This window comes from Mycolicibacterium duvalii, from assembly GCF_010726645.1.
GTDB lineage: Bacteria > Actinomycetota > Actinomycetes > Mycobacteriales > Mycobacteriaceae > Mycobacterium > Mycobacterium duvalii.
The window spans coordinates 2157609-2180220 of the sequence record NZ_AP022563.1; the positions used below are offsets into that span (position 1 = coordinate 2157609).

The window sequence follows — 22612 nt, forward strand, 5'->3', positions numbered from 1 at the left end:
GAATGAAGGGGGAGCCGGTTGTCCGCCCCTGCCGACAGCACCGTGACCGGCCGTCACGATGAGTATGTCGCCCAAGTCGCGGTATTTCGCCAGGAATTCCGGCAGTACCTGCGCGACCTAAAGTTGGCCGAGCAATGGCGCTTGGCCGCGTTCACCACCGCCGAGGACGGGCTGGCCCACGACGCCGCGGTGATGGCACGCCTGTACGCCGACGGCTGGAACCGGTACGGCTGGCCGGAATCCGCGGGCGGCCTGGGCGGCGACGAGATCCACCGGGCCGTGTACTACGAGGAACTCGGCCACGCGATGCTGCCGATACCGGCCCAGCAGTGGACGCTGGAGACGCTGGGCCCCGCACTGCTGAAGTTCGCCCCGCAGCTGGCGGCGCAATACCTGCCCGGCTACCTGAGCGGCGCCGAATGGTGGGGGCAGTGCTTCTCCGAGCCGGAGTCGGGCAGCGACCTCGCCACCCTGCGCACTCGGGCGGTCGACGACGGCGCCGGCGGGTTCGTCATCAACGGCCAGAAGATCTGGACCAGTCAGGGGCCGACGGCGGCGCGCCTGTTGGCCCTGGTGCGCACCGGCGCACCGGAGAGTCGACATCGCGGGCTGACCATGATCATGATCGACGCCGACGCACCCGGTGTGACCATCCGCCCGATCGCGCTGGCCAGTGGCCGTCGTGAACTCGCCGAGGTGTTCTTCGACGACGCCCGAGTGGGCGCTGAGCGGGTGGTGGGCGACGTCGACGGCGGCTGGGCCGTGGCTATGCACCTCATGCAGTACGAGCGCGGCATGTACGGCTACGCCGTCCTCAATAAGGTCCTGATCGAACTGAGCCGGCTGCGGGAGCGCATGGTCGCCGCGGGTTCCACCGCCGCGCAGCGCCAGCGCTTCGCCCGGGTGTATGTCGAGGTGGCGGCAGCGCAAGCCCGTACCGCCACCACCGTGCGCCGGCTCGCCGCCGGGGACGCGGTCGGCGCGGACAGCAGCATCGACAAGCTGTTGTTCGGCCGGGCCGAGAAGGAGGTCAACGACCTCATCCTGGACCTCACCCGCGAGCAGATGCTCATCGGGCCCGCCCGGGTGCCGACGTCCGATTCGGACCCAATTCACACCAGCGAAGAACTCGACACTGCGCGGGCCGAATGGTGGTATTCGCGTGCCGCCACGGTGATGGGCGGCACCGCCGAGGTACAGCGCGGTATCATCGCCGACCACCTGCTCGGACTCCCCAAGGAGAGGCGATGACCGACGAAACTTGGCCGATGGTCGAAGAAGCCGTGTTCCGGCTGTTCGACGAACTGGCCGGCGAGGGCACACCCGAGCATGTGGCGATCGGTCCGCGGCTGGCCGAACTGGGCTGGTCGGACATCGAAGCCGAGTACCCCGTGGAGGCGTGTGAGCTGTTGTTCCGCGCCCAGGGACGGACACTGGCACTGACTAACTGCCTCGACAGGGTCATGCTGGCCGAGTTGGCCGGGCTGCTCAAAGAACCCGCCGATCATGTGCTCCTTCCCGGCCTGACGCCCGGATATCTCCCCGGTTCCGACGAACACCAGGTCTTGGGCATCGTCCTGGGCCCGCTCGAGGGCCGGTTGGTGGTGCCGGTGCCCGGACCGATGGGAACCGTGTCGATCGGTGTCGTCGAGGCCTCCCGCCTGCACGGCGAGCGGCTCGACACCTTCGACGCATCGACCCTCTGGACCTGGGTGAGCGGTCCCTTGGATATCCCGCTGGTGGATGCGACGACCGAGTGGAACCAGGCCATCGCGGCCGCGCAGCGGGCGCTGGCCACCGAGCTGGTGGCGCTTGCCGAGCAGGCCTTGCGTCTCGCCGTCGAACACGTCAGCGTGCGCGTGCAATTCGGCGGACCAATCGGATCATTCCAATCGCCCCGGCACGCGCTGGCCGATGCGTCGGCTGTGCTGGCCGGCGCGCGGGCTCTGCTCGGCGAGTCTTGGCGTTACGGCGGCCACCTGTCGGCCTTGACCAGCAAGGCAGCGGCCGGACGGGCGCACCGCGCGGTCAGCGACGTCGCGCTGCAGGTGTGCGGCGCCATCGGCCTGACCGCCGAGCACGAATTGCACCGCTATGTCGCGCGCGGTTTCCAGCTCGATGCGCTGGGTGGTTCGCACGATCACCTTGAGTCACTCCTGGGTGAGCGGCTCTTCGACACCTACGTCCCGGGCCGAGCACTGCCCGCGGTCGTCAATTGGACAGAGTAAAGGAAATATATGCGCCGCAACATCTTCGAAGAGATCCACGACGACTTCCGGGCCACCGCGCGGGAGTTCTTCGAACGCGAATGCGTGCCGAACGTGGAGAAGTGGGAACGAGATGGCAAGGTCAGCCGGGAAGCCTGGCTGGCCGCAGGCGAGCACGGGCTGATCGGCTGGGAGTTCGACGAGAAGTATGGTGGCCTCGGCGTCAAGGACTTCCGCTTCAACCAGATCATCTCCGAGGAGATGTTCGCCACCGGTTCGGTCGGCATCGGCCTTGGCGTGCAGAACGACATCCTGATGCCCTACCTGAGCAACCTCACCACCGAGGAACAGAAGGCGCGCTGGCTCCCCAAGTTCGTCTCCGGCGAATACATCGGCTCCATCGCGATGTCCGAACCAGCCGCGGGCTCGGATTTGGCCGGCATCAAGACCACCGCCCGCGACGAGGGCGACCACTGGGTGGTCAACGGCCAGAAGACATTCATCAGCAACGGGCTGCTGTCCAAGCTGGTGCTCACCGCCGTCAAGACCGACCCGTCCGCACGGCACAAAGGCATCAGCCTGCTGATGATCGAGGACGGGATGGAAGGGTTCACCCGCGGACGCAAGCTCGACAAGATCGGACAGTACTCTGCCGACACCGCCGAGTTGTTCTTCGAAGACGTCAAGGTGCCCAAGGAGAACCTCGTCGGTGAACTCAACCGTGGCTTTTACCACTTGGTCTCCAACTTGCCCAGCGAACGGGTCGGCGTCGCCTGTTACGCACTGCCTGCGGCCCGTCGCGCGCTGGACCTCACCAAGGCCTACGCCCTGGAACGAACCGCATTCGGCCAACCGATCGGCAAGTTCCAGGTCAACCGACACTTCCTCGCCGAGATGCAAACGAAACTGGACGCCGCACAGACTTATCTGGATCAGTGTGTGCTCTCTGTCAATGACGGAACATTGAGCGACCAGGACGCCGCCGGCCTGAAATGGTGGACCTCAGAGGTCCAGTGGGAAATCATCGACCGCTGCCTGCAGATGTACGGCGGCTATGGCTACATCAATGAATACGAAGTGGCCCGGCTGTGGCGGGACTCGCGGGTCCAGCGCCTCTACGCCGGCACCACCGAGATCATGAAAGACCTCATGGGACGCGCTATGGGGTATTAGAGATTTACCGATGATTTTGGTCACTGACCGGCCGCATATGTCCGAACCGACTCCGGGATTCAGTTAACCTGCGAAATAGTTGATGGGTTTGGGCGTTGCACTAAACGGTGGAGGTTGTAATGGAGGTCATCAATCTTCGGGAGCCGAAGATGGCCGATCGGGTGGCCACGGTGTTGCGCCGCATGTTCATCCGCGGCGAGATCACCGAAGGAACAATGCTTCCACCGGAATCCGAACTGATGGAGCGTTTCGGGGTATCGCGGCCTACGCTGCGCGAAGCGTTCCGGGTGCTCGAATCCGAGTCCCTCATCCAGGTCCAGCGAGGGGTGCGCGGCGGTGCCCGGGTCACCCGGCCCCAGCGCGAAACACTCGCGCGCTACGCTGGCCTGATCCTCGAGTACGAGGGCGTCACCGTCAAGGACGTGTATGATGCGCGGGTTGCCCTCGAGGTCCCGATGGTCGAGCAATTGGCCAAGGACCGCGACCCCAGGGTGATCGCCGAACTCGAGCAGATCGTCGAACGCGAAGCACTGTTGGAACCGGGCAGCGAGGCCGTCGACCAGCTCACCGACTTCCACGCCGCGGTCTCTCGGTTGTCGGGCAATGCTACCATCCAGATCGTCAGCGACATGCTGCACCACATCATCGAGAAGGCCAACCGCTCGTTGCAGCCCACCAGGGGTGACCGTGCCGAGCAAGCGGTCCGCCGGTCCGCCAAGACCCACCGGATGGTGCTCGACATGATCAGGGCCGGAGACGCCGAGAAGGCCGGCGAACTCTGGAAGAAGCATCTGCTGAAGGCTGAGGAGTTCGTCCTCTCCGGGGCCGAAATGTCCACTGTCGTCGACCTTCTCGAATGACCTACGTAGACCGAGATTCGGACCGGCACGACCTCGAGACGCCCGATTCCATTCAGGTTCGTTTTGGCATCGAATACCTGCTACGGGATCCCGCCGCGGCGACGGCGGTCATGTCGATGCCGATGGAGCGCTTCCGTAATCCGTTCACAGGTGCGCCGACAGTTGGTCCGTTGGCGGTCCTCGTCGATGCGGCGGCCGGAATCGTGAACCACTACCGCCGAGGCCCGGGGCAGTGGACGGTGTCCAGTGAGTTGTCGATGGAGCTCAGCATGGACGGCCTCGACGATCTCGATGGGCCGGTGACGGCGACCGCACATGCAGTGGGGCCGCGGGGCGTCGCATCGCTGGGGACCTGCACGCTGACCTACCGCGGAGCCATGATCGGCAGCGGCACGGTGCGGTCGTTTTTCATCAACGCCGATGACGTTGTGTCCCAACGCCGCCCGGAGACGCTGCGACGAACTGCCGAGACCACATTCGCCGATCTGATGGCGGCGCGCATCCGCCCAGATTCCGGCGCCTACGTTTTGTCGCAGAATGCCGACGAGAATCTGAACAACGACATCCACATCGTGCACGGCGGGGTCGCTGCGGCTGGACTGGAAACGACGTCGTCAGCGGCGGTCAACCGCGGCAATTCTGACGACCTGCTCCAGACCGCCTCCCTGCGGGTGAACTTTCTGCGTCCGTTCTTCGCCGGTACCGATTCCCGCTACGAAGGCAAGGCCCTGCGGATCGGCCGCAGCACGGCGGTCGGTGACGCGCATGCCATCGGTGACGACGGCAAGGTCGCGGTCATTGCGCGTATCACCGCCTACCGCTGAGCCGATCACGGGAAACCACCGATCTGACTGAGGAGCTTCGTGAGCGCCGCGCTTCGCATCGAACCCCGTTGGACTGACCTCGATCCGGTCGGACATGTGAACAACAGCGTCTTCCTCGTGTATGCCGAGGAAGCGAGGGCCCGCTTTCTGCACACCGCGTTACCGACGTCGTGGGGCCCGATAGTAGTGGTGCACAACGAAATCGACTACCACCACCCGGTTGTGCAGACCGATGAGGTGGAAGTCTCGTCCGCGGTCGAGGCGATCGGCACGTCGTCGTTCACAACCATCAACATCATCGCCACCGCGACGCACAAGTGTGCGACGGTGCGGACCGTTCAGGTCGTTCTACGCGAGGACCGCTCCCGTACACGGCCCTGGAGCGCCGATGAGCGCACCGCACTGGAAGCACTCCTGGCCGCCGGAAGCAAGATCCCTCGCTGAGCCGCTGAGATCACTTCTTGGAGCGGGCCCGGAAGGCCGCCACCCGCTCCTTGAACTCGGGCGTCGAGAACGAGGTCAGTTCCTCGGCCAGCGCGTACTCCAGGACACCCTGCGCAGCGCGCGCCAGGTGCATGTTCAGGGCCACCTTCGACGAGCGCAAGGCCTGTGGCGGAAGTGCGGCGAGGCGCTCACCGAGGGCCAGCGCCTCATCCAGGACCGCGTCGTCACCGACCACCTTCGTCACGAGATTGAGCTTCTCGGCGACGGCCGGGGTGATCCGATCACCCAGCAGCACATACTCTTTGGCCTTCATCATGCCGATCAGCAGCGGCAGCATGGCAGTGCCGCCGTCGCCCGCGGTCAGCCCGATCGCGACGTGCGGATCCGCCAGATAGCTGTTCTCCCCCATCACCAGCAGGTCACTGAGCAGCGCGATCGAGCACCCGAGACCGACGGCGGGCCCCTTGACCGCTGACACCAGTGGCTTGGGGAAGTTGATCACCTCGAGGAACACCGTGCGGGCTTCGTGGATCTGGAACGTGCGCGCCACCTGATCCTCGATAAGCCGGCCGAACATCACCATGTCCCCGCCTGCCGAGAAGGCCTTGCCCACACCGGTGGTGACGACCGCCTTCACGTCGTCGTCGGCATCGAGCACCTTCCAGATCGTGGCGAACGCGTGGTGCACCTCTTCGGTGACAGCGTTGAGCGCCTCGGGCCGGTTGATGCTCACGACGTGGACGTTGCCGCGCTTCTCCACAAGTAACCACGGAGCAAACTGCTCGTAACCGGCAAGCGTCGCGATCTCGGAAGTCGTCATGTGATGTCCTGTCAGCTTTTCTCGTTGGAAAGGATGGTGACCGCGGAGACCGCGGTCGGGCCACCGATGTTGTGGGCCAACGCGACTCGCGCGCCGTCAACCTGATTCTCGGCCTCGCCGCGCAGCTGGTTGAACAATTCGTAGCACTGCGCGACACCGGTGGCGCCCGGCGGATGCCCCTTGGCCTTCAATCCACCGCTCGGATTAATCGGGATAGAACCGCCGACATAGTGTTCGCGGCCCTCGACCAGTTTGTAGGCTTCGAACCGCTCGGCGAACCCGAGGTCTTCGTAGCTGATCAGCTCGACGCCGGTGAAGCAGTCATGGACCTCGGCGACGTCGATGTCGCTGGGTGTCAGACCGGCCATCTTCATCGCAGATTTGGCTGCCCGCACCGTCGGCGGGAACGTCGTCATATCACCCTTGTGCTGGTGCATCACCCGGTCCATGCCCAACCCGACGCCGCGCACCCAGACCGGCCGATCCGTGTACCGGTCGACGACCTCCTCCGCAGCGAGGATCACCGCGGCCGAACCGTCGCTCTGCGGCGTGCAGTCATAGAGCCCAAACGGCTCGACCACCATCGGCGCGGCCAACGCCTGCTCGACGGTGATCTCGTAACGCAGTTGGGCTTTTGGATTCTTCAGCGCGTGGAAGTGGTTCTTCACCGCCACCATCGCCATGTGCTCCTTGGTCGCCGGAGACTCATGCAGATAGCGCACGACGTGCAGCGCGAAGTTGGCAGGCGCGACGAGTCCCAGCGGATAATCCCAGGCGTTGTCACGGGTCATCGCCGCCCAATCCCAAAAGGTGGTGTTGGACGCGGTCTCGCGGACTTTGTCCGCGCCGACGACCAGAACCACGTCGTAGAGCCCGGACGCGATGGCCATGGCACCGTTGCGGATTGCGTCATTGCCCGTGGCGCAGGCGTTTTCGACGCGGGTGACCGGGATATCGGTGAGGTCCAGGGTGTCCGCCAGAACACCCGACGGGAAGCCGTCGGTGGTGGACAGCTCACCGAACCACGCGGCCTGGATGTCCGATTTCTTGATGCCTTTGTCGACGTGGGCGGCCGCCTCGGCGTACGCCATGGGGATCAGGTCTTTGATGCCGAGGTCGAAATGCTCGGCGAAGGGGGTCATCCCCGCCCCGACGATTGCGACGTTCCTCATGCCTGTGTTCCTTCCGCGGTCGTCGGCCAGAATGCATAGCCGTAGTCAGGTACGCCGGCCCGGTCGGCGATCTTGCGCAGGACCACCGAGCCCGACTGCCCGATCGTGGCTTCGCCGGCGGGGACGCCAGTGACCTTCATCAGCACCCGCACCGAGCTGCCGTCCAGTTGCACGACGGCGATCGAATACGGCCCCGGTAGGTCGGGCACCGGAATCCGGATGGTGGTCTGGGTATAGATGGTCCCGGTGCGGGGCAACGGTTCCAGGCGGCAGGCGGTGACCAGCCCGCCGGCATCGTCGACGCGGGCACGTGGCGGGAACTGGGGCGCGGTGTCGATACCGGGCCGCTCGTCGAACACCGCGGCCTCCCAGCGCAGCTTGGCTTCGAACGCGCGGGCGTAGGCGGGCAGGGAGATCGGGATGCCGTTGCCGTCAGCGGTGCGGAATTTGGGCAGCTCCCGCGACGGGGCCTCATTGCGGGTGATCGTGGTGGACTTGGCGGACCCGCCGATTTCGGCGGCCGTCACGCTGGACTGTTCAACAGCCACCAACAGGCCGCTCGTCTGACCGTTTTCCACGCATTCGGCGAGTGCCCGGATCACTCCGGATGCCGACGAGATCGGATGTTCGATCGCACCCTTCGCATCGAGGTCACCGCCGAGTTCCTTGCCCTTCGCTCCGACGACTGCCGCCACCGTCTGCGAGGCGTCCAGGCCCAACCGCGCGACCGTCGACTTGACCCCGATCTCACGCTGCAACCGGGGGTCGCCATACTCGCGCCGGCTGCCGTCGGCACTCCGGATGGTGACTGGCAGGCTGCGGGTCTGCCGTGCGACCGGCGTCAATCCGACGCCGTCGGCACCGATGAGGGCCGCGGCCGCCGAGGCTGCCGTCGTCGAGTGGTCCGCAGCGATGACGAGGGTGCCCTCAGTCGCCTCGACGAGCTCATCGAGCACTGCCGGCGCGCCACCGAGCACTTCGCTGACCGCCACACCAGCAGGCAGGGACAGCCCGGCCAGAAGCACGGCGCTGTTACCGCCCTCCAACAGTGGGAAGTCGCGTGACACCAGCACCACGCGGCGCGCGGTCGCATCGGGGTCAGCGGCCCGACCTGCGGCGACTGCCATGGTCAGCGCATCCTCGTCAGGCCCGTTCACCCGGCGCTCACGCACCGTCCATGGCGGCAGGTAGGTGCCGATCGCGGCGACCTGTGTCATTGGAACCTCGCTTGGGTCAGTGGCGCGCTACAGCGGCCGACTAATGAGCTATATAGTTATAGCATTCGACGCTACGACCAATGACGGCGGAAGGACAACTGGATTGTGAGCATCACCTCTCCTGAGACTCTGAAGGACCGTGTGGTCGTGGTGACCGGCGCCAGTCGCGGCATCGGCGCCGCGATCGCGGTGCGCGCGGCGCAGGACGGCGCGGCAGTGGCGCTGCTTGCCAAGACGCAGACACCCAATCCGAAAATCGCCGGGACCCTGCCCGAAACCGCGGCCGCTGTGGAAAGTGCAGGAGGACGGGCGCTGGCAGTGGGCTGCGACGTACGTGACGCCGCCGCGGTAGAAGCGGCCATTGCCACGGTCGCCGAAGCATTCGGCGGCATCGATGTCGTGATCAACAACGCCGGAGCGCTCGACTTGCGACCGACCGAGAAGTTGCCTCCCAAGAGTCTGCGCAAGCTGCTCGAAATCAACGTCGAAGGTCCGTTCGCGGTGGTCCAGGCCGCCCTGCCGCACCTCCGTCGCTCCGCAAACGCGCACGTGGTCAATATCTCGCCCCCGCTGAACCTGGAACCCCGATGGGTGGGCGCTCACGTCGGGCACACCGTCGGCAAGTACGCCGAAAGCCTGCTCACCCTCGGCTGGGCTGACGAGTTCGCACAGGTGCCGATCGCGGTGAACTCCGTGTGGCCGGCCACCACCGTCGCCAGCACCGGCATGATGGTCGCGATGGGCGAGGAGTCGGTACGCGCCCAGGCCCGGAGCCCGCAGATCATGGCCGATGCGGTGCACGCATTGGTCTCCCGCCCTGCCGCAACCTGCAGCGGTCACTTCTACACCGACGAGGACATCTTGCGCGAAGAGGGCCGAGACGACCTGTCGGACTACCGACTGGCGGCACATGAGCAGGACCTGACCCCCAACTTCTATCTGGCAGCCGCCCGGTGAGCGCGGCCGACGATGCCGAACTGGCCAAGTTGCGTCTCGCCGTACGCGACTTCCTTCGGGCCGACCGCGCAGAATTCGGCTGGCAGCCCGCCGTCGACGCCTGGCTGGCCGGCTGGGACGAGGGATTCTCGGCACGATTGGGTGCCGCGGGGTTCGTCGGCCTGACCATCCCGCGCCGTTACGGCGGCCACGAGCTCGGCCACCTCCACCGATATGTCGTGACGGAGGAACTTATCGCGTCGGGCGCACCGGTCGCAGCGCACTGGAGCGCTGACCGACAGGTCGCACCGAGCCTGTTGACCTACGGCACCGAGGAACAGCGCGTACGGCTGCTCCCGAAGATCGTTGCAGGCCGACTGTATTCGTCGATCGGCATGAGCGAGCACGGTGCCGGGTCGGACCTGGCCGCGGTGACCACCAAGGCGACCCGTACCGACGGAGGCTGGCTACTGTCCGGCACCAAGGTGTGGACCAGCGGCGCCCACCATGCGCACCAGGTCGTGGTGCTGGCACGCACCAGTCCCCCGGACCCCAAACACCGCCACGCCGGCTTCAGCCAGTTCTTGGTGCAGTGCGCCACCCCGGGCGTTCGGATCGAACCGATCATCCTGATGTCGGGCGCACACCACTTCAACGAGGTCATCCTCGACGAGGTCTTCGTCACCGATGCCGACGTGCTCGGCGAGATCGGAAATGGTTGGCATCAGGTCACTTCGGAGTTGTCGTTCGAACGCAGCGGGCCCGAGCGCATCCTGTCCACCGGCCCGTTGCTGTTGGCCACGATCCGCGCTCTGGGAGCCGGGTCGGCAACCGACGACCGCACTGCCGCCGCTGTCGGTGACCTGCTGGCCCAATTGATCTCGTTGCGTCAGCTGTCATTGACGGTCGCCCGCACGCTCACCGACGGTGGCGATGCGGCGAACCAGGCCGCACTGGTCAAAGATCTCGGCACCCGCTTCGAGGCCGAATCCGTCGAACTGATCGACGATCTGATCGAGGCCTTGCCCGTGAACCCTGAGCTGACGAACATGCTGGACACGGCCTGGCTACACAAGCCCATGTTCACGTTGCGCGGCGGTACTAACGAGGTGTTGCGCGGCGTGATCGCGCGCGGAATGGGGTTGCGATGAGCCAGACGAGCGCACTCTCAGGCGGGGTGTTCACCGCCGAGAACCGCCAGGACGACGACGCCGAATTGCGCCAGCTCGTCGATGAACTGGGGCGGCGGTCTTACGAGGGCGGTCTCGGTAGGCGCGGCATCCCGGACCGGCTCGATGCCGAGCTGTGGCGCAACCTCGATGACACCGGGCTGGCACGGCTGACCAGCACCCCCGACTCAGGAGCCGGACCACACGAACTGGCGATCGCACTGTACGGTCTGGCACGCCACGCTGGCGCGGTGCCGCTGGCCGAAACCGACGCGCTGGCGGGCTGGTTGGGTGCGCGGGCTGGTGTTGAATTACCCGATGGCCCATTGACAGTCGCCATCGCCGATGCTGACACAACCGGTGACCGGATCACCGGCACGGCGCATTCGGTGCCGTGGGCCGGGGCATGTGCGGCGACGCTGCTGGCGGTTCGGGTGGACGACGGCCTGCGAGTAGGCCTGGTCGAGTCCGACAAGCTGCACGCCGGTCACAACCTGGCAGGCGAACCCCGTGATTCGCTGGAGTTCGATGTGCCCGCAAATCAGTTGCGACCCGTCGACCCGGCGCTGGGGGCCGAGCTGGCCCGGCGCGGTGCCTGGTCGCGCTGCGTGCAGATCGTCGGGGCGCTGGACGCCGCCGCCGACCTGTCGGTGCGGCACACCCGTGAGCGCGTCCAGTTCGGTCGCCCGCTCAGCGCCTTCCAATCCGTGCAGCAGTCCCTGGCCGGAATGGCCGGAGAGATCGAACGGGCTCGCGCCGCTGCCGATCTCGCCGTGACAGCGGTATCCGAGCATGGTTTCGACTCTCCCGAGGCGGACTACGCCGTCACCGTAGCCAAGGTGACCGTCGGGCGCGCCGTCGGCCCGGTGACCACCGTCGCCCACCAGTTGCACGGCGCCATCGGTGTCACCCGCGAGCATCCGCTGTGGTTGTTCACCTTGCGCGCGCAGAGCTGGACGCGGGACTACGGCACCACCGCCCACTTCGCGCGGCGCCTGGGCAGGCTGGCACTGGCCGCCGAAGATCCGTGGGACTTGGTCACCGCAACCTGACTCGATTCCAAACCAACACTAGAAAAGGAGAACTGGTGACAGTAAAGCAATTCGAGGGCGCCTCGGCGATTGTCAGTGGCGGCGCGGGCGGTCTGGGTGAGGCGACGGTCCGTCGCCTGCACGCCGAAGGCCTGGGCGTGGTGATCGCCGATCTCGCTGCCGACAAGGGCAAGGCACTGGCTGACGAATTGGGCTCCCGGGCACTGTTCGCCAGCACCGATGTCACCAGCGAGGACAGCATCCTCGGCGCCATCGAGCAGGCCAAGCAGCTCGGTCAGCTGCGTTACGCCGTTGTCGCCCACGGCGGTTTCGGTGTGGCGCAGCGGATCGTGCAGCGCGATGGCAGCCCGGCGGATTTCGGTGGATTCACCAAGACCATCGACCTCTACCTCAATGGGACCTACAACATGGCGCGGCTGGTGGCGGCATCTGTCGCCGCCGCCGAACCGAATGACAGCGGCGAACGCGGTGCCCTGGTGCTGACCGCCTCGATCGCGGGCTACGAGGGCCAGATCGGTCAGACCGCTTACGCCGCAGCCAAAGCCGGCGTCATCGGGTTGACGATTGCCGCCGCCCGGGACCTGAGCTCGGTGGGTGTGCGCGTCAATACCATCGCCCCGGGAACAATGAAGACCCCGATCATGGAGTCGGTCGGCGAGGAGGCCATCGCCAAGTTCGCCGCCAACGTGCCGTTCCCCAGGCGTCTCGGCACTCCCGCCGAATTCGCCGATGCGGCAACGTTCCTGCTCACGAACGGGTACGTCAACGGCGAGGTGCTGCGCCTGGACGGGGCGCAGCGCTTCACGCCGAAGTAACTCGCAGCGCGATACGGCGTCGGCCTGGCTCACCGGGCCAGGCCGCGCCTCGCGTATTAAAGCCGGCCGTCGACCTGCAATTCCGGGTGCACCCACGACGGTGAGTTCTTCTGCTTGAACGCACGGAAGCCTTCCCTCGGCTCGGGACCGGACAGACTGGCCTGCATGCCGATTCGGTCGTACAGACCCAGGTAGTTGTCCAGACTGGCCTTCACCACACCTCGCGCCCCGGGAGCAGTCCGGCAACATTGTGCCAGCAGGGTTTTCGCCACATCGAGTAGCTCGTCATGAGGCACCATCCTGGCCACCATTCCCCACTCGACGGCTTCTTCGGCGGTGAGCGTACGACCGGTGAACATCAGATCTTTGGTACGGACCGGGCCGATCAGCCGGGCCAACACCTGACTGTAATAGGTGTCAGCGATACCCCGGAACAACTCCGGGACCCGGAAGGTGGCCCGGTCACTGACGACAGCCAGATCACTGCACATTGCGATCTGCAGACCGCCGCCTTGGCACAGGCCGTTGACCGCGGACACCACGGGTTTGGGCGACTGCCGCAGGATGTCGAACGGCGTGACGTCCATGCCCATGGTGGACGCGAAGTCCATCCAATTGTCTTCGGCGCCTTGAGCCAAGTCTCCGCCCGGCGCGAAGACGTCGCCGGTGCCGGTGATCAGCAGGCCCGCCAGATCGGGGTCGGAGTTGACGCGACTGATCGCGTACCGGATCCCGAAGTACATCGCAGGCGTCATCGCATTCCGCGCCTGGGGCCGGTCCAGGGTGCAGATCGCGAACGCCCCTTCGCGGTCAAATTTCAGGTAAGGGGTTCCCAACCAGTTGCCGTCGGGCGGGCGCGGGCCGCCAATGAGAGTGTCGGACACAGTGAGAACCCCTTCCGGATCGTCGGTGACCGCAATTCATTAAATTAGCGAAATAGTTGTACGATTCCAAGCTTTCCGCGTAACATCCATAGAGTGGCGCACTTCACAGGCGCTCTGCCGGATCGCCGCGCGGCCGAGCGCGGTCATCTCGATCTATCACCGGAGGAATAGGGAATGGGTTCACTCGACGGCCGCGTTGTGTTCATCACCGGAGCCGCCCGCGGACAGGGCCGGTCACATGCGGTGATGTGTGCCGAGGAAGGCGCCGACATCGTCGGCGTCGATATTTGCGAGCACCTCGACGTCGTCCCCTACCCGCTGGGGACGGCCGAAGATCTCGAAGAGACCGCCCGCCTGGTCGAGAAGACCGGCCGCCAGATGCTCACTCGTAAGGCCGACGTCCGCGACATCTCCGCCCTGCAGGTGGCGTTCGACGCAGGAGTGGAAGAGTTCGGTTACATCGACACGGTGATCGCCAATGCCGGTGTCATCCTGACCAACCTCGATGAGCGGGACGCTCCGGAAGCACTCAAGCTGGGCATCGACATCATGCAGATCGGCGTGTGGAACTCCTTCCAGGTCGCCATCCCCCACCTCAAGGAGCGTGGCCAGGGCGGCAACCTGATCGCGACCAGCTCGATGGCCGCCCTGCTCGACCTGACCGACGGCCGCGGCGGTTCGGACGCCTACGTCATGGCCAAGCTCGCGATCACCGGGCTGGTCCGGGCGTACGGGAATCTGCTTGCCCCCGACCGCATCCGCGTCAACGCGGTGGCGCCGACCAATTGTGCGACACCGATGATCACCGAGAACCCGGCCATCTTTAAGGTGATCGAGACCTACCCGCATCTGGCCAACGCGATGCAGACCGCTCTCCCGGATCTGCCCCTGATCGAGCCGCGTGACGTCAGCAACGCCATCCTGTTCCTGATCAGCGACGCCGGCCGCGCATTCACGGGAAGCCTGCTGAAGGTCGACGCCGGCATGGACGTTCGGCGCTGACCGGCATATCGATGCACTACGGAATTGAAGGCCGATCGGCACTGGTCGTCGGCGGAAGCGCGGGAATCGGTTTCGAGGTCGCCAAATTGCTCGCCGCAGAAGGCGCCAGGGTGGCTGTGCTGGCCCGCACCAAGGACAACGTCGACGCGGCGGTCGAGGCGATCCGCGGCGAGGGCGGCACGGCGGTCGGTGTCGCCGCCGATGTCAGCAATCCGGACCAACTCACCGACGCCGTGAACACGGTGACCGCTGCCCACGGTTCGCCGCTGATCGTCATCGGCCAGGCCAAGTACCAGCGACCCGGAGACTTCGCCGACATCACCGATGTCAACATTTACCGCGAGTCGTTCGAAGCGCACACCATGAGCCAGATACTGCTGCTGCAGTCGGTTCTGCCGGCGATGCAGGAAGCCGGCTGGGGCAGGTTCGTGCACATCGGGTCGGCCACCGCCAAGGAGCCGGCGGGCAATATCCACCATGCAGTCGCCAACACCAGCCGGCCGTCGACGATCGGCTTGCTCAAGACGGTCTCCGATGAGTACGCCCGATACGGCATCACGGTCAACACCGTCGCCCCCGGCTGGATCGAGACCGAGAATGCCCTGGCGTACCTGGACCAGCATCTCGGCGCGAGCTCCGAACAGGAGCGTCGCGACTTCATGCTAACCCAGGCCCGGGTGCCTGCAGCGCGGATGGGCAAGCCGACTGAAATCGCCTCGCTCATCGCATATCTGTGCTCGGAACCCGCCGGGTATCTCACCGGCAGCTGGATCGAAGTCGACGGCGGATTGCACCGTTCCGCCTTCTAATCCTAGGAGAAAACGTGAATACCCTCGGCGCACCTGAACTCTCCTTCGTCAGCCTCCCGATGGCGGCCGACCGTGCCGTCGGATGGAACACCGTGCGCGAGGCCGGGCGGGTCGTGTACATCGACGGCTGGTACTACCTGACGCAGCGTGAGGACGTGCTCGCCGCCCTGCGCACTCCGGAGATCTTCTCGTCGAAGAAGGCCTTCGATGTACTCGGCAGCCCACTGCCGCTCGTACCCATCTCGTTCGATCCGCCGGAACACACGCGGTTCCGCAAGATCCTTCAACCCTTTTTCAGCCCGCACACTCTGTCGGAAATGTTGCCCTCGTTACAGAAGCAGGCGATCGAGATCATCGACGACGTCGTCACCAAGGGTGAGTGCGAAGTCGTGGCCGATGTCGCGATCCCCTACCCGTCACAGGTGTTCCTAACGTTGTTCGGACTGCCTCTGAAGGATCGCGACCGGCTCGTCGCCTGGAAGGATTCCGTTATCGCGCTGGCGGATTCGCCGACGCTGGAGGGCGCTGATCTGACCCCGGCGCTCGAGCTGTTCGCATACCTCACCGAGGCCATCGGCGAGCGGCAGGCCAACCCCGGAAGCGACATCCTCTCCCAGGTACTCACCGGCGAGGACGCCCTCGACGACGCCGAGGTGATGGGCCTGAGTTATCTGTTCGTGCTCGCCGGGCTGGACACCGTCACCGCGGCGATGACCGCGGCCCTGCTGGAACTCGCGCGTAACCCGCAGCTGCGTGCCACGCTGCGTGAAGATCCGAGCCAGACGGCTGTGTTCGTGGAGGAGATCGTCCGATTGGAACCGCCCGCTCCGATCCTCCCACGGGTCACCACCAGCGAGGTCACGATCGGGGACATCACACTGCCGCCGGGTTCCCAGGTGCGGCTGTGCATCGGCGCGATCAACCGGGACGACAGCGACGAGATCTCGACCAACGACGTCGTGATGGACGGAAAGGTCCACCGGCACTGGGGCTTCGGTGGCGGTCCGCACCGCTGCCTGGGTTCACACCTGGCTCGGATGGAGCTCACCCTGATCGTCGATGAGTGGCTCAAGCGGATTCCTGACTTCTCGCTGGAACCCGGGTTCGAACCGCACATCGTGTTCCCTGCCCAGACCTTCTGCTTGGAGCGCCTGCCGCTGCAGCTGGGTTGAACGTCACGCCGGCAGCGAGTACTTGGCGACCAGCGTCTGCTTGTAGAGCTTGCCGGTATCGCTCCGCGGTAGCTGCGCTTCGAACGAGATCGAACGCGGGCACTTATAATGCGCCAACCGGCTTCGCAACCAATCGAGCAACTCGGTCGCGAACGCCTCGGTGGCATCGGCCGGATCGACGGTCTGCGCAACGCCTTTGACGCTCTGCCCCATCTCGTTGTCGGGAATGCCGAACACTGCCGCGTCCAGCACCTTGGGGTGGGTGATCAGCAGGTCCTCGGCCTCCTGCGGGTAAATGTTGACCCCGCCGGAGATGATCACGTGATGGCGGCGGTCGGTAAGATACAGATACCCGTCGTCGTCGAGGTATCCGACGTCGCCCACTGTCATCCAACCACGCGGGTCATGCGCGGCGGAGGTCTTCTCCTCGTCTTTCAGGTACTGGAAGGGATGGCCGCCCTCGAAATAGATTTCGCCGGCAATGCCCGGCGGCAACTCCCGATAGTTCTCGTCGAGGATGTGCGGGACCCCGACCAGCGGCCTGCCGACCGAGCCCGGGTGGTCCAGCCAGTCCTGCGCGCGGATAAAGGACGCGCCGACGGCTTCAGAGGACGCGTAGTATTCGTCGATGATCGGCCCCCACCAATGGATCATCTGTTTCTTGATCTCGACTGGGCACGGCGCGGCCGCGTGCACCACCCGCTGCAAACTGGAGACATCGTACGAACTACGCACGTAATCCGGCAGTTTGAGCATCCTCACGAACATGGCGGGCACGAATTGGCAGTGGGTGACGCCGTAGCGTTGGATGGCTTCGAGCGCACTTTCCGGGTCGAACTTCTCCATGACAACCGTGGTGCCGCCCAGTGACTGCACCGCCATCGTCCAGAACGACGGCGCGGTGTGGTACAGCGGCGCCGGGCTCAAGTACACCGATTCCCCGGTGATTCCGACCGCAGCCATCAGCGGCATCAGGATGTTCGGCGCTTCGGCCGGCGACAGATGAGGAAGCTCGCGGCGAATACCCTTGGGCCGCCCGGTCGTGCCTGACGAATATTGCAGCAGGTCACCTTCAGTCTCACCGGGGATCGGCGTCGAGGGCTGCTCGGCAACACATTCCGGATAGCGCAGCCATCCCTCGAGATCATCGTCAGCGATCAGCAACGACCCGGGCAAGCCGCCGGCCAGATGCCTGCCGAGACCCTCGCAAACCCTGCGCATCGCCCGCGACCCGATGATGGCGGCAGCGCCGCTGTTGTCGACGATGTAGGCCGCCTCGGCGGCGGTCAAGTGGGTGTTGATCAGCGTGTAGTACAGCCCGCTGCGGCGAGCCGCCCACATCACCGCGTGAATGTGCTCATTGTTCTCCATGAGCACCGCGACGGTATCCCCCTCGCGCAGGCCGGCTGCTCGCCAGAAGTGCGCCAGCCGATTGGCTCGTTCCTCGAGTTCTCGGAAGCTGATCGCCGTGCCCGCCCCGGCGAGAATGACGGCGGGTCTGTCAGCTCGGACGTGGTCACGAATCTGCATGTTGTCAATCTAAGCCCATCGGCCGCGCAGGGCACGAATTCCCGTCATTGACAGGGGTTTTACCGGCCCGTGAACTGATCTAGGCTGGCAGCATGTCTGCCCCCCTGGAATCCGGACGCCACTGCCGTCGTCTGCATCGAATGCCAGAGCGGGGTGCTGGGCCCTCAATCGGTCCTTCCCGCGTTTGCCGCCGACAGCGCTGACCTCGTGGGCAACGTTGGCCGATTACTCGATGCCGCCCGAGCCTTCGGCGCGCGGGTGGTGCACGCCACCTATGAAGGCAACCTGGGCGGTCGGCCGACAGGAACGGCACGACTGTGGCGCGCACTCGGCCCAGCCACAGCGCACTGGCGGCCCGGAATGGCCGAAACTTCGGTCATGCCGGAGTTGTTGGGCGAGCACGACATTGTACTCCCCCGCCACCACGGACTGTTCCCCACAGTGGACTCCGAACTGTTGCCAGTACTGAAGGGCCTTGGCATCACCACCATCGTTCTCGTGGGGGTATCGCTGAACTTGGCCGTCACGCACACCGCGGGCCACGCCACGCAGGCCGGTTTCGAACTGGTGGTACCCCGCGACGCTGTCGGCGGGACACCGGCCGAGTACGCAGAACAAGTGCTGGACAACACCATCGCCGTGCTCGGGCGACCGAGCACGGTCGACCGACTGATCGGCGAATGGACTGGTGCGGCCGACACCGGCTAGCGATCAGACGGGATCGAAGCCCGATACCAGCCAACGGTCGTCCACTTTGTCGAGTGTCACCCGGATGCTGGATACGCTCTCGGTGGGCGCGTCCGCGCCTACCGACACGCTCTGATTGACGAACAACAGCGCCACGGCGTGATTCTCATCCACCGACACCGACGCTGCAGCCGGAATCGTTGCGGTTGCCGCGATCCGCTGTTCCTTGGATCCGGGTATCACGACATCTTCGCTCAGTTGGATGTAGGAATCGCGAAAGTTGCCGGTCGTCCGGTCTCGCGCCGACATGAGGTCGCTTTCGACCGTGTCGGGCCGGTAGGACAGCAGGGCGACAGTGGAATCCTTTGCTGCCTGCAACGATTGAGACGCGGCTACCTCGGAGTACGGCCCTGAGGAACCCTGCCACTTCAGGAGGCCCGCCGCCATCGCCATCAGCAGGACAAGACCAGGTAGCACCCCGAATACCAGCACCCACCGCCGGCGGATTCCGCGCCTGGGCGACCGTGTCCGCTCGTCGGCCCCGTCGGCGGCCGAATTCTCTTTCGCCAACGACTTGTCGATCACCTCACTGGTGCTCATGCGACGAAACCGACATTCGAGATCTTGAGATCCTCGCCCGACTTCTGCACCGTCAGGCGCATCCGCCAGGACCGGGCCTGCTGCTCAGGTGCGCCTGCGACCGAGGTGGTCACCGACACCGCGACGATCGCCTGGGCTTCCTCACCCGAGAAGGATTCCAGGCCTGCCTCGGTGACCGTGCCCTGCGACGTCGACTGGGAGTTCTTGACGACATCGACGAAAGGCTGGGAACGTTGGACGAAATCGTCGTAAAACTGGCCGGTGGCAGCATCGAGGATCCGTTGGATATCAGTGTCGGCCTGCTGGTGATCGATGGTGGTCAGATTCACGGCGCCCTGCCGGGCGACCTCGAGGTACCGTTCACGTTCCGAATCCAGCAGCCGGGACTCGTGGTTTTGGTAGCCGAGCCAGATGGAGACGGAGCTCACCGCCGCGAGTGAAACCAGTCCGGCGATGAGCCCAAGGAGCAGCGGGGACCGAATGCGCCCCTTCGTCTTCGACGCGGGGTCTGCATCGTCATCGCGCTCGGCCACCGCCCCCTCGTAGTCTTCGGTGCCGTCGAGTTCGGTCAGCTGGAACTCGTCGACCGTGGTCGTAGCTTCCTCGGAATCGCCACCCGACGGACTCAACTTCCCGGCGGTATCAGCATCGACTCCCATGTCTGCTCCTTCGAAGCGTCGGTGGCGAGGTTGGATTGGGTGTAGACCTTGCCGTCGGGTCCGATATAGGTGCCGGTCGCCGGGTCGTACTTGGCGACCGCAATGTCGGGCGGCGGCGCGGCCGGCGGCGCAGCGCCGGCGGCGGCGGGCGCCTCAGCGGAAGGTGACGTACCCGTACGAGGCTGCGGCACAGCCTGTCCGGTCACCGTCGCGTTCGGGTCACCCTTCCAATTGAAGCCGTCATTGAGCGGCACGTAGACCTCGTCGCTCTCACACATCGCCGCAGTCGGTGCCCGCTTGCCGGGGCGAGTGAGGCACGGCACGTTCCGTGCGCCGCGTACGTTCAGTGTCGAATCCTGCGGCACCCGGCAGTAGATGTCGCCGGGAGGAGCGTCGGGGTAATCCTCGAAAGCGGCAGCGCGTTGCTGCTGGGGCGGAAGGAAACCCGTGTTGCAGACCGAGGGCAGGTTCAGGTTGAGGTTGAAGCTCAGAAATGCACCCTTGTAGTCCTGCTTGGTGTTTCGGTTCGCGACACTTACCGCCTGGATCGCTTCGGTGCCGGTGGGCAGCAGCACCAGAAGCTGTTCGATGGCGGGCTGGTAGGCAACGGCCACCTCACCGACGGCCACCAGATTCGACAGAATAACCGGCAGCGTCGGCTGCAACCGGTCGAAGAGCGCACGCACCTCTTCCGTCGCAGGCGCGCCGTCCTCCAACACCCCACGGACCGCCGCGTCGTTGTCCCTGAGCTGCTGGGTGACCTCGGCCAGATTCGCCGCCCATGCCTGGACCGAGTCCGACGTATCGGTCTGGGTCTCGAGCAGTGGCCCGACGTTGTCGACCACGTTGGTGAGCTCGTCGAGATTCGCTCTCGCATCGATGGCCAACGCGGTGGACCCTTTGATGAACCGCGACAGCTCGGGGCCCAAGCCTCCCAACGCGACGTACGCTTCGTCGACTGTCGTCGTGAGGTTGTCGCCGGGAATGGCCTCTAAGCCACGGTTCGTCGCGTTGAGCAACTCGTTGATGTCCGGGGGCACCGAACTCCGATCACGGGTGATGACATCCCCGTTCTTCAACGGAGCGGAGCTCCCGTCGCGCGGCAACAGCGCGATGTACTGCTCACCCACGGCACTAACGCTGTGCACCTCGGCGTCGAGATCGGATGGGATGTCGATACTTGACGTCAGTGCCAGCACCGCGTCGACTTCGCCATCGTTCAATGTCACAGCTTTGACCTGGCCGACCTCCGTTCCGCGGTAGGTCACGTTGGCCCGCTCGTAGAGTCCGCCCGCCTCGGGCAACTCGACAGTGACCTGATAGGTGCCCACACCGAGCAGTCGCGGCAGCTTCACATAACCGAATGCCATCACCGATATGGCCACCAGTGAGACGACCACGAAGATCGCCAGCTGGATCCAGATGCGTCTGGTCAGATGCATGTCACGGCCCCTGGTCGAAGTGGTAGGGCACAACCAGTGGGTTGCGGCGGGTGTAGGGGCTGGGCATCTGACCGATGGTGCGACCCCATTGCAGTTCGAGTTCTGTCAGCTCACCCTCCAAGAAGGTGCCCGTCAAGAACGATGCGTCGAGTCGACTCAACGTCAAGTCGATCACCGCGGTGAGGTTCGCGTAGTCGCCTCGAAGCCACTTCGTCAGTGTGGGTTTCGGGAAGGGGAAGGTGAGGTAGAAATCCAGCGAGCGGGTGAGCGCCGGTCCGGCGTCGGCCAACGACTTCAGCACCGGCCCGAGATTTTTCAGGTTCTTGACCAGCGCATCCCTCGACTGGTTCACCGAGTCGGCGGCCAACGCGCTGAATTTGCCCAATTGGTCGAGGGCGTCGACCAGGTTGTTGCGCTGGTCGTTGAGCACGACGAGCGCGTCGGGGATCGTCTTGATCGCCCGGTCCACCACCGGCTTCTGTTCGGCGATCTGACCGGCCAGGTTGTTCAGGCTCTCCGTCGCGGCGATGATATCGCCGGTCTGGTCGTTGAGGTATTTGATGAACTTGTCCAACTCGGTGATTAGACTGCGCAGTTCATCCGCCCGACCGCTGAACGCGGTACTCAGTGTTTGGGTGATGTCCTGGATGTTCCCGATGCCACCGCCGTTGAGCACCAACGACACCGACGCCAGCGTCTGCTCGGTGCTCGGGTAGAAGGAACTCGATTCCAGCGGAATCAGCGACCCCTCGGCGAGCCTGCCTTCCGGCGGCGAATCCGCCGGCGGGTTCAGCTCGACATGCAGTGACCCGAGAAGACTGGTCTGGCCGACTGCCGCCGTGGTGTTCGCCGGCAGGACGACGTCACCGTCGATCGACATCGTCAGCAGGGCGTTCCAGCCCTGTCGTTCGATCTTGGTGACGTTACCGACTGTGACGTCGCCGACACGCACCCGCGAGTTGCGTTCGATGTTGTCGACATCGGGCAGTTGCGCCTGGATGGTGTACGAGCCTGGGCCACTGCCCGCGGTACCTGGCAGTGGCAGCGAGTTCGCACCCCGCCAGTCGGCGCAACCCGACGCGCTCACGGCGACGACCGCCACCAGGACCGCAGGAACCATTCCGCGACCCGTGCGCTG

23 protein-coding genes are annotated in these 22612 nt (G+C 65.2%); 14 read left to right on the forward strand and 9 right to left on the reverse strand.

Annotation, left to right across the window (positions count from 1 at the left end; all coding sequences use genetic code 11):
* Positions 1–18: 18 nt before the first annotated feature.
* The 6 genes from G6N31_RS10040 (at position 19) to G6N31_RS10065 (ending at position 5508) form a co-directional block, all read left to right on the forward strand.
* Complete coding sequence (locus G6N31_RS10040; protein ID WP_098003015.1) at positions 19–1251, forward strand: acyl-CoA dehydrogenase family protein; 1233 nt, start codon at positions 19–21, stop codon at positions 1249–1251.
* Positions 1248–2228 carry an acyl-CoA dehydrogenase family protein gene (locus G6N31_RS10045; protein WP_098003013.1) on the forward strand — a complete coding sequence of 327 codons (981 nt, stop codon included), beginning with the start codon at positions 1248–1250 and terminating at the stop codon, positions 2226–2228. Before G6N31_RS10040 ends, G6N31_RS10045 begins: the two co-directional genes overlap by 4 nt.
* Positions 2229–2237: 9 nt before the next feature.
* Complete coding sequence (locus tag G6N31_RS10050; RefSeq protein WP_098003012.1) at positions 2238–3380, forward strand: acyl-CoA dehydrogenase family protein; 1143 nt, start codon at positions 2238–2240, stop codon at positions 3378–3380.
* 119 nt (positions 3381–3499) lie between these two features.
* Positions 3500–4240, forward strand: coding sequence for a FadR/GntR family transcriptional regulator (locus G6N31_RS10055; protein ID WP_098003011.1), 741 nt, complete (start codon positions 3500–3502; stop codon positions 4238–4240).
* Entirely contained in the window at positions 4237–5064 is an 828-nt protein-coding gene (locus tag G6N31_RS10060) for a PaaI family thioesterase (protein ID WP_098003010.1), read from the forward strand. Before G6N31_RS10055 ends, G6N31_RS10060 begins: the two co-directional genes overlap by 4 nt.
* Positions 5065–5103: 39 nt before the next feature.
* Positions 5104–5508, forward strand: a complete 405-nt coding sequence (locus tag G6N31_RS10065) for an acyl-CoA thioesterase (RefSeq protein WP_098003009.1) — start codon at positions 5104–5106, stop codon at positions 5506–5508.
* A 10-nt stretch (positions 5509–5518) separates the two neighbouring features.
* Here the strand turns inward: G6N31_RS10065 and G6N31_RS10070 are convergent, their stop codons facing one another.
* Genes G6N31_RS10070 through G6N31_RS10080 form a run of 3 tightly spaced genes read right to left on the reverse strand, consistent with a single transcriptional unit; the run spans position 5519 to position 8717 of the window.
* Positions 5519–6328 carry an enoyl-CoA hydratase/isomerase family protein gene (locus G6N31_RS10070; protein ID WP_098003008.1) on the reverse strand — a complete coding sequence of 270 codons (810 nt, stop codon included), beginning with the start codon at positions 6326–6328 and terminating at the stop codon, positions 5519–5521.
* 11 nt (positions 6329–6339) lie between these two features.
* Entirely contained in the window at positions 6340–7500 is a 1161-nt protein-coding gene (locus tag G6N31_RS10075) for a thiolase C-terminal domain-containing protein (RefSeq protein WP_098003007.1), read from the reverse strand.
* A complete protein-coding gene (locus tag G6N31_RS10080; RefSeq protein ID WP_098003006.1) occupies positions 7497–8717 on the reverse strand; it encodes a Zn-ribbon domain-containing OB-fold protein in 1221 nt (406 codons plus the stop codon). The genes G6N31_RS10075 and G6N31_RS10080 overlap by 4 nt, the downstream gene beginning before the upstream one ends.
* A 141-nt stretch (positions 8718–8858) precedes the next feature.
* Between G6N31_RS10080 and G6N31_RS10085 the strand changes: the two genes are divergently transcribed.
* From G6N31_RS10085 to G6N31_RS10100, 4 genes are read left to right on the forward strand one after another with little or no spacing between them, the layout of a single operon-like run.
* Positions 8859–9674, forward strand: coding sequence for an SDR family oxidoreductase (locus G6N31_RS10085; RefSeq protein WP_179964331.1), 816 nt, complete (start codon positions 8859–8861; stop codon positions 9672–9674).
* Positions 9671–10804: an acyl-CoA dehydrogenase family protein gene (locus G6N31_RS10090; RefSeq protein WP_098003005.1), complete on the forward strand. Its 1134-nt coding sequence runs from the start codon at positions 9671–9673 to the stop codon at positions 10802–10804. The genes G6N31_RS10085 and G6N31_RS10090 overlap by 4 nt, the downstream gene beginning before the upstream one ends.
* Positions 10801–11874 carry an acyl-CoA dehydrogenase family protein gene (locus G6N31_RS10095; protein WP_098003004.1) on the forward strand — a complete coding sequence of 358 codons (1074 nt, stop codon included), beginning with the start codon at positions 10801–10803 and terminating at the stop codon, positions 11872–11874. The genes G6N31_RS10090 and G6N31_RS10095 overlap by 4 nt, the downstream gene beginning before the upstream one ends.
* 35 nt (positions 11875–11909) lie before the next feature.
* Positions 11910–12689 (forward strand): SDR family oxidoreductase, encoded by a 780-nt coding sequence (locus G6N31_RS10100; RefSeq protein ID WP_098003003.1) that lies wholly within the window; start codon positions 11910–11912, stop codon positions 12687–12689.
* A gap of 56 nt (positions 12690–12745) precedes the next feature.
* Here G6N31_RS10100 and G6N31_RS10105 read toward each other — a convergent pair whose 3' ends face one another.
* Positions 12746–13573, reverse strand: coding sequence for an enoyl-CoA hydratase/isomerase family protein (locus tag G6N31_RS10105; RefSeq protein WP_098003002.1), 828 nt, complete (start codon positions 13571–13573; stop codon positions 12746–12748).
* A 174-nt stretch (positions 13574–13747) separates the two neighbouring features.
* Between G6N31_RS10105 and G6N31_RS10110 the strand changes: the two genes are divergently transcribed.
* From G6N31_RS10110 to G6N31_RS10120, 3 genes are read left to right on the forward strand one after another with little or no spacing between them, the layout of a single operon-like run.
* Positions 13748–14575: a mycofactocin-coupled SDR family oxidoreductase gene (locus G6N31_RS10110; protein WP_098003001.1), complete on the forward strand. Its 828-nt coding sequence runs from the start codon at positions 13748–13750 to the stop codon at positions 14573–14575.
* A gap of 11 nt (positions 14576–14586) precedes the next feature.
* Positions 14587–15384, forward strand: a complete 798-nt coding sequence (locus tag G6N31_RS10115; protein ID WP_098003000.1) for an SDR family oxidoreductase — start codon at positions 14587–14589, stop codon at positions 15382–15384.
* A gap of 59 nt (positions 15385–15443) precedes the next feature.
* Complete coding sequence (locus G6N31_RS10120; protein ID WP_234815273.1) at positions 15444–16556, forward strand: cytochrome P450; 1113 nt, start codon at positions 15444–15446, stop codon at positions 16554–16556.
* A 3-nt stretch (positions 16557–16559) separates the two neighbouring features.
* On the opposite strand, the gene fadD4 is transcribed toward G6N31_RS10120, so the two are convergent.
* Positions 16560–18086, reverse strand: coding sequence for a fatty-acid--CoA ligase FadD4 (gene fadD4 / locus G6N31_RS10125; protein WP_098002998.1), 1527 nt, complete (start codon positions 18084–18086; stop codon positions 16560–16562).
* A gap of 135 nt (positions 18087–18221) precedes the next feature.
* Here fadD4 and G6N31_RS10130 point away from each other — a divergent pair, with 135 nt between their 5' ends.
* On the forward strand, positions 18222–18794 hold the full coding sequence (locus G6N31_RS10130; RefSeq protein WP_098002997.1) for a cysteine hydrolase family protein: 573 nt from the start codon (positions 18222–18224) through the stop codon (positions 18792–18794).
* Positions 18795–18797: 3 nt separating this feature from the next.
* Here G6N31_RS10130 and G6N31_RS10135 read toward each other — a convergent pair whose 3' ends face one another.
* From G6N31_RS10135 to G6N31_RS10150, 4 genes are read right to left on the reverse strand one after another with little or no spacing between them, the layout of a single operon-like run.
* Positions 18798–19373: an Rv1363c family protein gene (locus G6N31_RS10135; protein ID WP_098002996.1), complete on the reverse strand. Its 576-nt coding sequence runs from the start codon at positions 19371–19373 to the stop codon at positions 18798–18800.
* The gene (locus G6N31_RS10140; protein WP_098003124.1) at positions 19370–20032 is read right to left on the reverse strand and encodes an Rv1363c family protein; all 663 of its coding nucleotides are present in this window, start codon (positions 20030–20032) and stop codon (positions 19370–19372) included. The genes G6N31_RS10135 and G6N31_RS10140 overlap by 4 nt, the downstream gene beginning before the upstream one ends.
* Complete coding sequence (locus tag G6N31_RS10145; protein ID WP_098002995.1) at positions 19999–21474, reverse strand: MCE family protein; 1476 nt, start codon at positions 21472–21474, stop codon at positions 19999–20001. The genes G6N31_RS10140 and G6N31_RS10145 overlap by 34 nt, the downstream gene beginning before the upstream one ends.
* Before the next feature lies 1 nt (position 21475).
* Positions 21476–22594: a virulence factor Mce family protein gene (locus G6N31_RS10150; protein WP_098002994.1), complete on the reverse strand. Its 1119-nt coding sequence runs from the start codon at positions 22592–22594 to the stop codon at positions 21476–21478.
* Positions 22595–22612: the final 18 nt, after the last annotated feature.

Excerpts from the sequence above, each read along its gene's own strand:
- G6N31_RS10045 (WP_098003013.1), top strand. The coding sequence starts at position 1,248 with ATGACCGACGAAACTTGGCCGATGGTCGAAGAAGCCGTGTTCCGGCTG.
- G6N31_RS10050 (WP_098003012.1), top strand. The coding sequence starts at position 2,238 with ATGCGCCGCAACATCTTCGAAGAGATCCACGACGACTTCCGGGCCACC.
- G6N31_RS10055 (WP_098003011.1), top strand. The coding sequence starts at position 3,500 with ATGGAGGTCATCAATCTTCGGGAGCCGAAGATGGCCGATCGGGTGGCC.
- G6N31_RS10060 (WP_098003010.1), top strand. The coding sequence starts at position 4,237 with ATGACCTACGTAGACCGAGATTCGGACCGGCACGACCTCGAGACGCCC.
- G6N31_RS10070 (WP_098003008.1), bottom strand. The coding sequence starts at position 6,328 with ATGACGACTTCCGAGATCGCGACGCTTGCCGGTTACGAGCAGTTTGCT.
- G6N31_RS10075 (WP_098003007.1), bottom strand. The coding sequence starts at position 7,500 with ATGAGGAACGTCGCAATCGTCGGGGCGGGGATGACCCCCTTCGCCGAG.
- G6N31_RS10080 (WP_098003006.1), bottom strand. The coding sequence starts at position 8,717 with ATGACACAGGTCGCCGCGATCGGCACCTACCTGCCGCCATGGACGGTG.
- G6N31_RS10095 (WP_098003004.1), top strand. The coding sequence starts at position 10,801 with ATGAGCCAGACGAGCGCACTCTCAGGCGGGGTGTTCACCGCCGAGAAC.
- G6N31_RS10110 (WP_098003001.1), top strand. The coding sequence starts at position 13,748 with ATGGGTTCACTCGACGGCCGCGTTGTGTTCATCACCGGAGCCGCCCGC.
- G6N31_RS10115 (WP_098003000.1), top strand. The coding sequence starts at position 14,587 with ATGCACTACGGAATTGAAGGCCGATCGGCACTGGTCGTCGGCGGAAGC.
- G6N31_RS10120 (WP_234815273.1), top strand. The coding sequence starts at position 15,444 with ATGGCGGCCGACCGTGCCGTCGGATGGAACACCGTGCGCGAGGCCGGG.
- fadD4 (WP_098002998.1), bottom strand. The coding sequence starts at position 18,086 with ATGCAGATTCGTGACCACGTCCGAGCTGACAGACCCGCCGTCATTCTC.
- G6N31_RS10135 (WP_098002996.1), bottom strand. The coding sequence starts at position 19,373 with ATGAGCACCAGTGAGGTGATCGACAAGTCGTTGGCGAAAGAGAATTCG.
- G6N31_RS10140 (WP_098003124.1), bottom strand. The coding sequence starts at position 20,032 with ATGGGAGTCGATGCTGATACCGCCGGGAAGTTGAGTCCGTCGGGTGGC.
- G6N31_RS10145 (WP_098002995.1), bottom strand. The coding sequence starts at position 21,474 with ATGCATCTGACCAGACGCATCTGGATCCAGCTGGCGATCTTCGTGGTC.
- G6N31_RS10150 (WP_098002994.1), bottom strand. The coding sequence starts at position 22,594 with ATGGTTCCTGCGGTCCTGGTGGCGGTCGTCGCCGTGAGCGCGTCGGGT.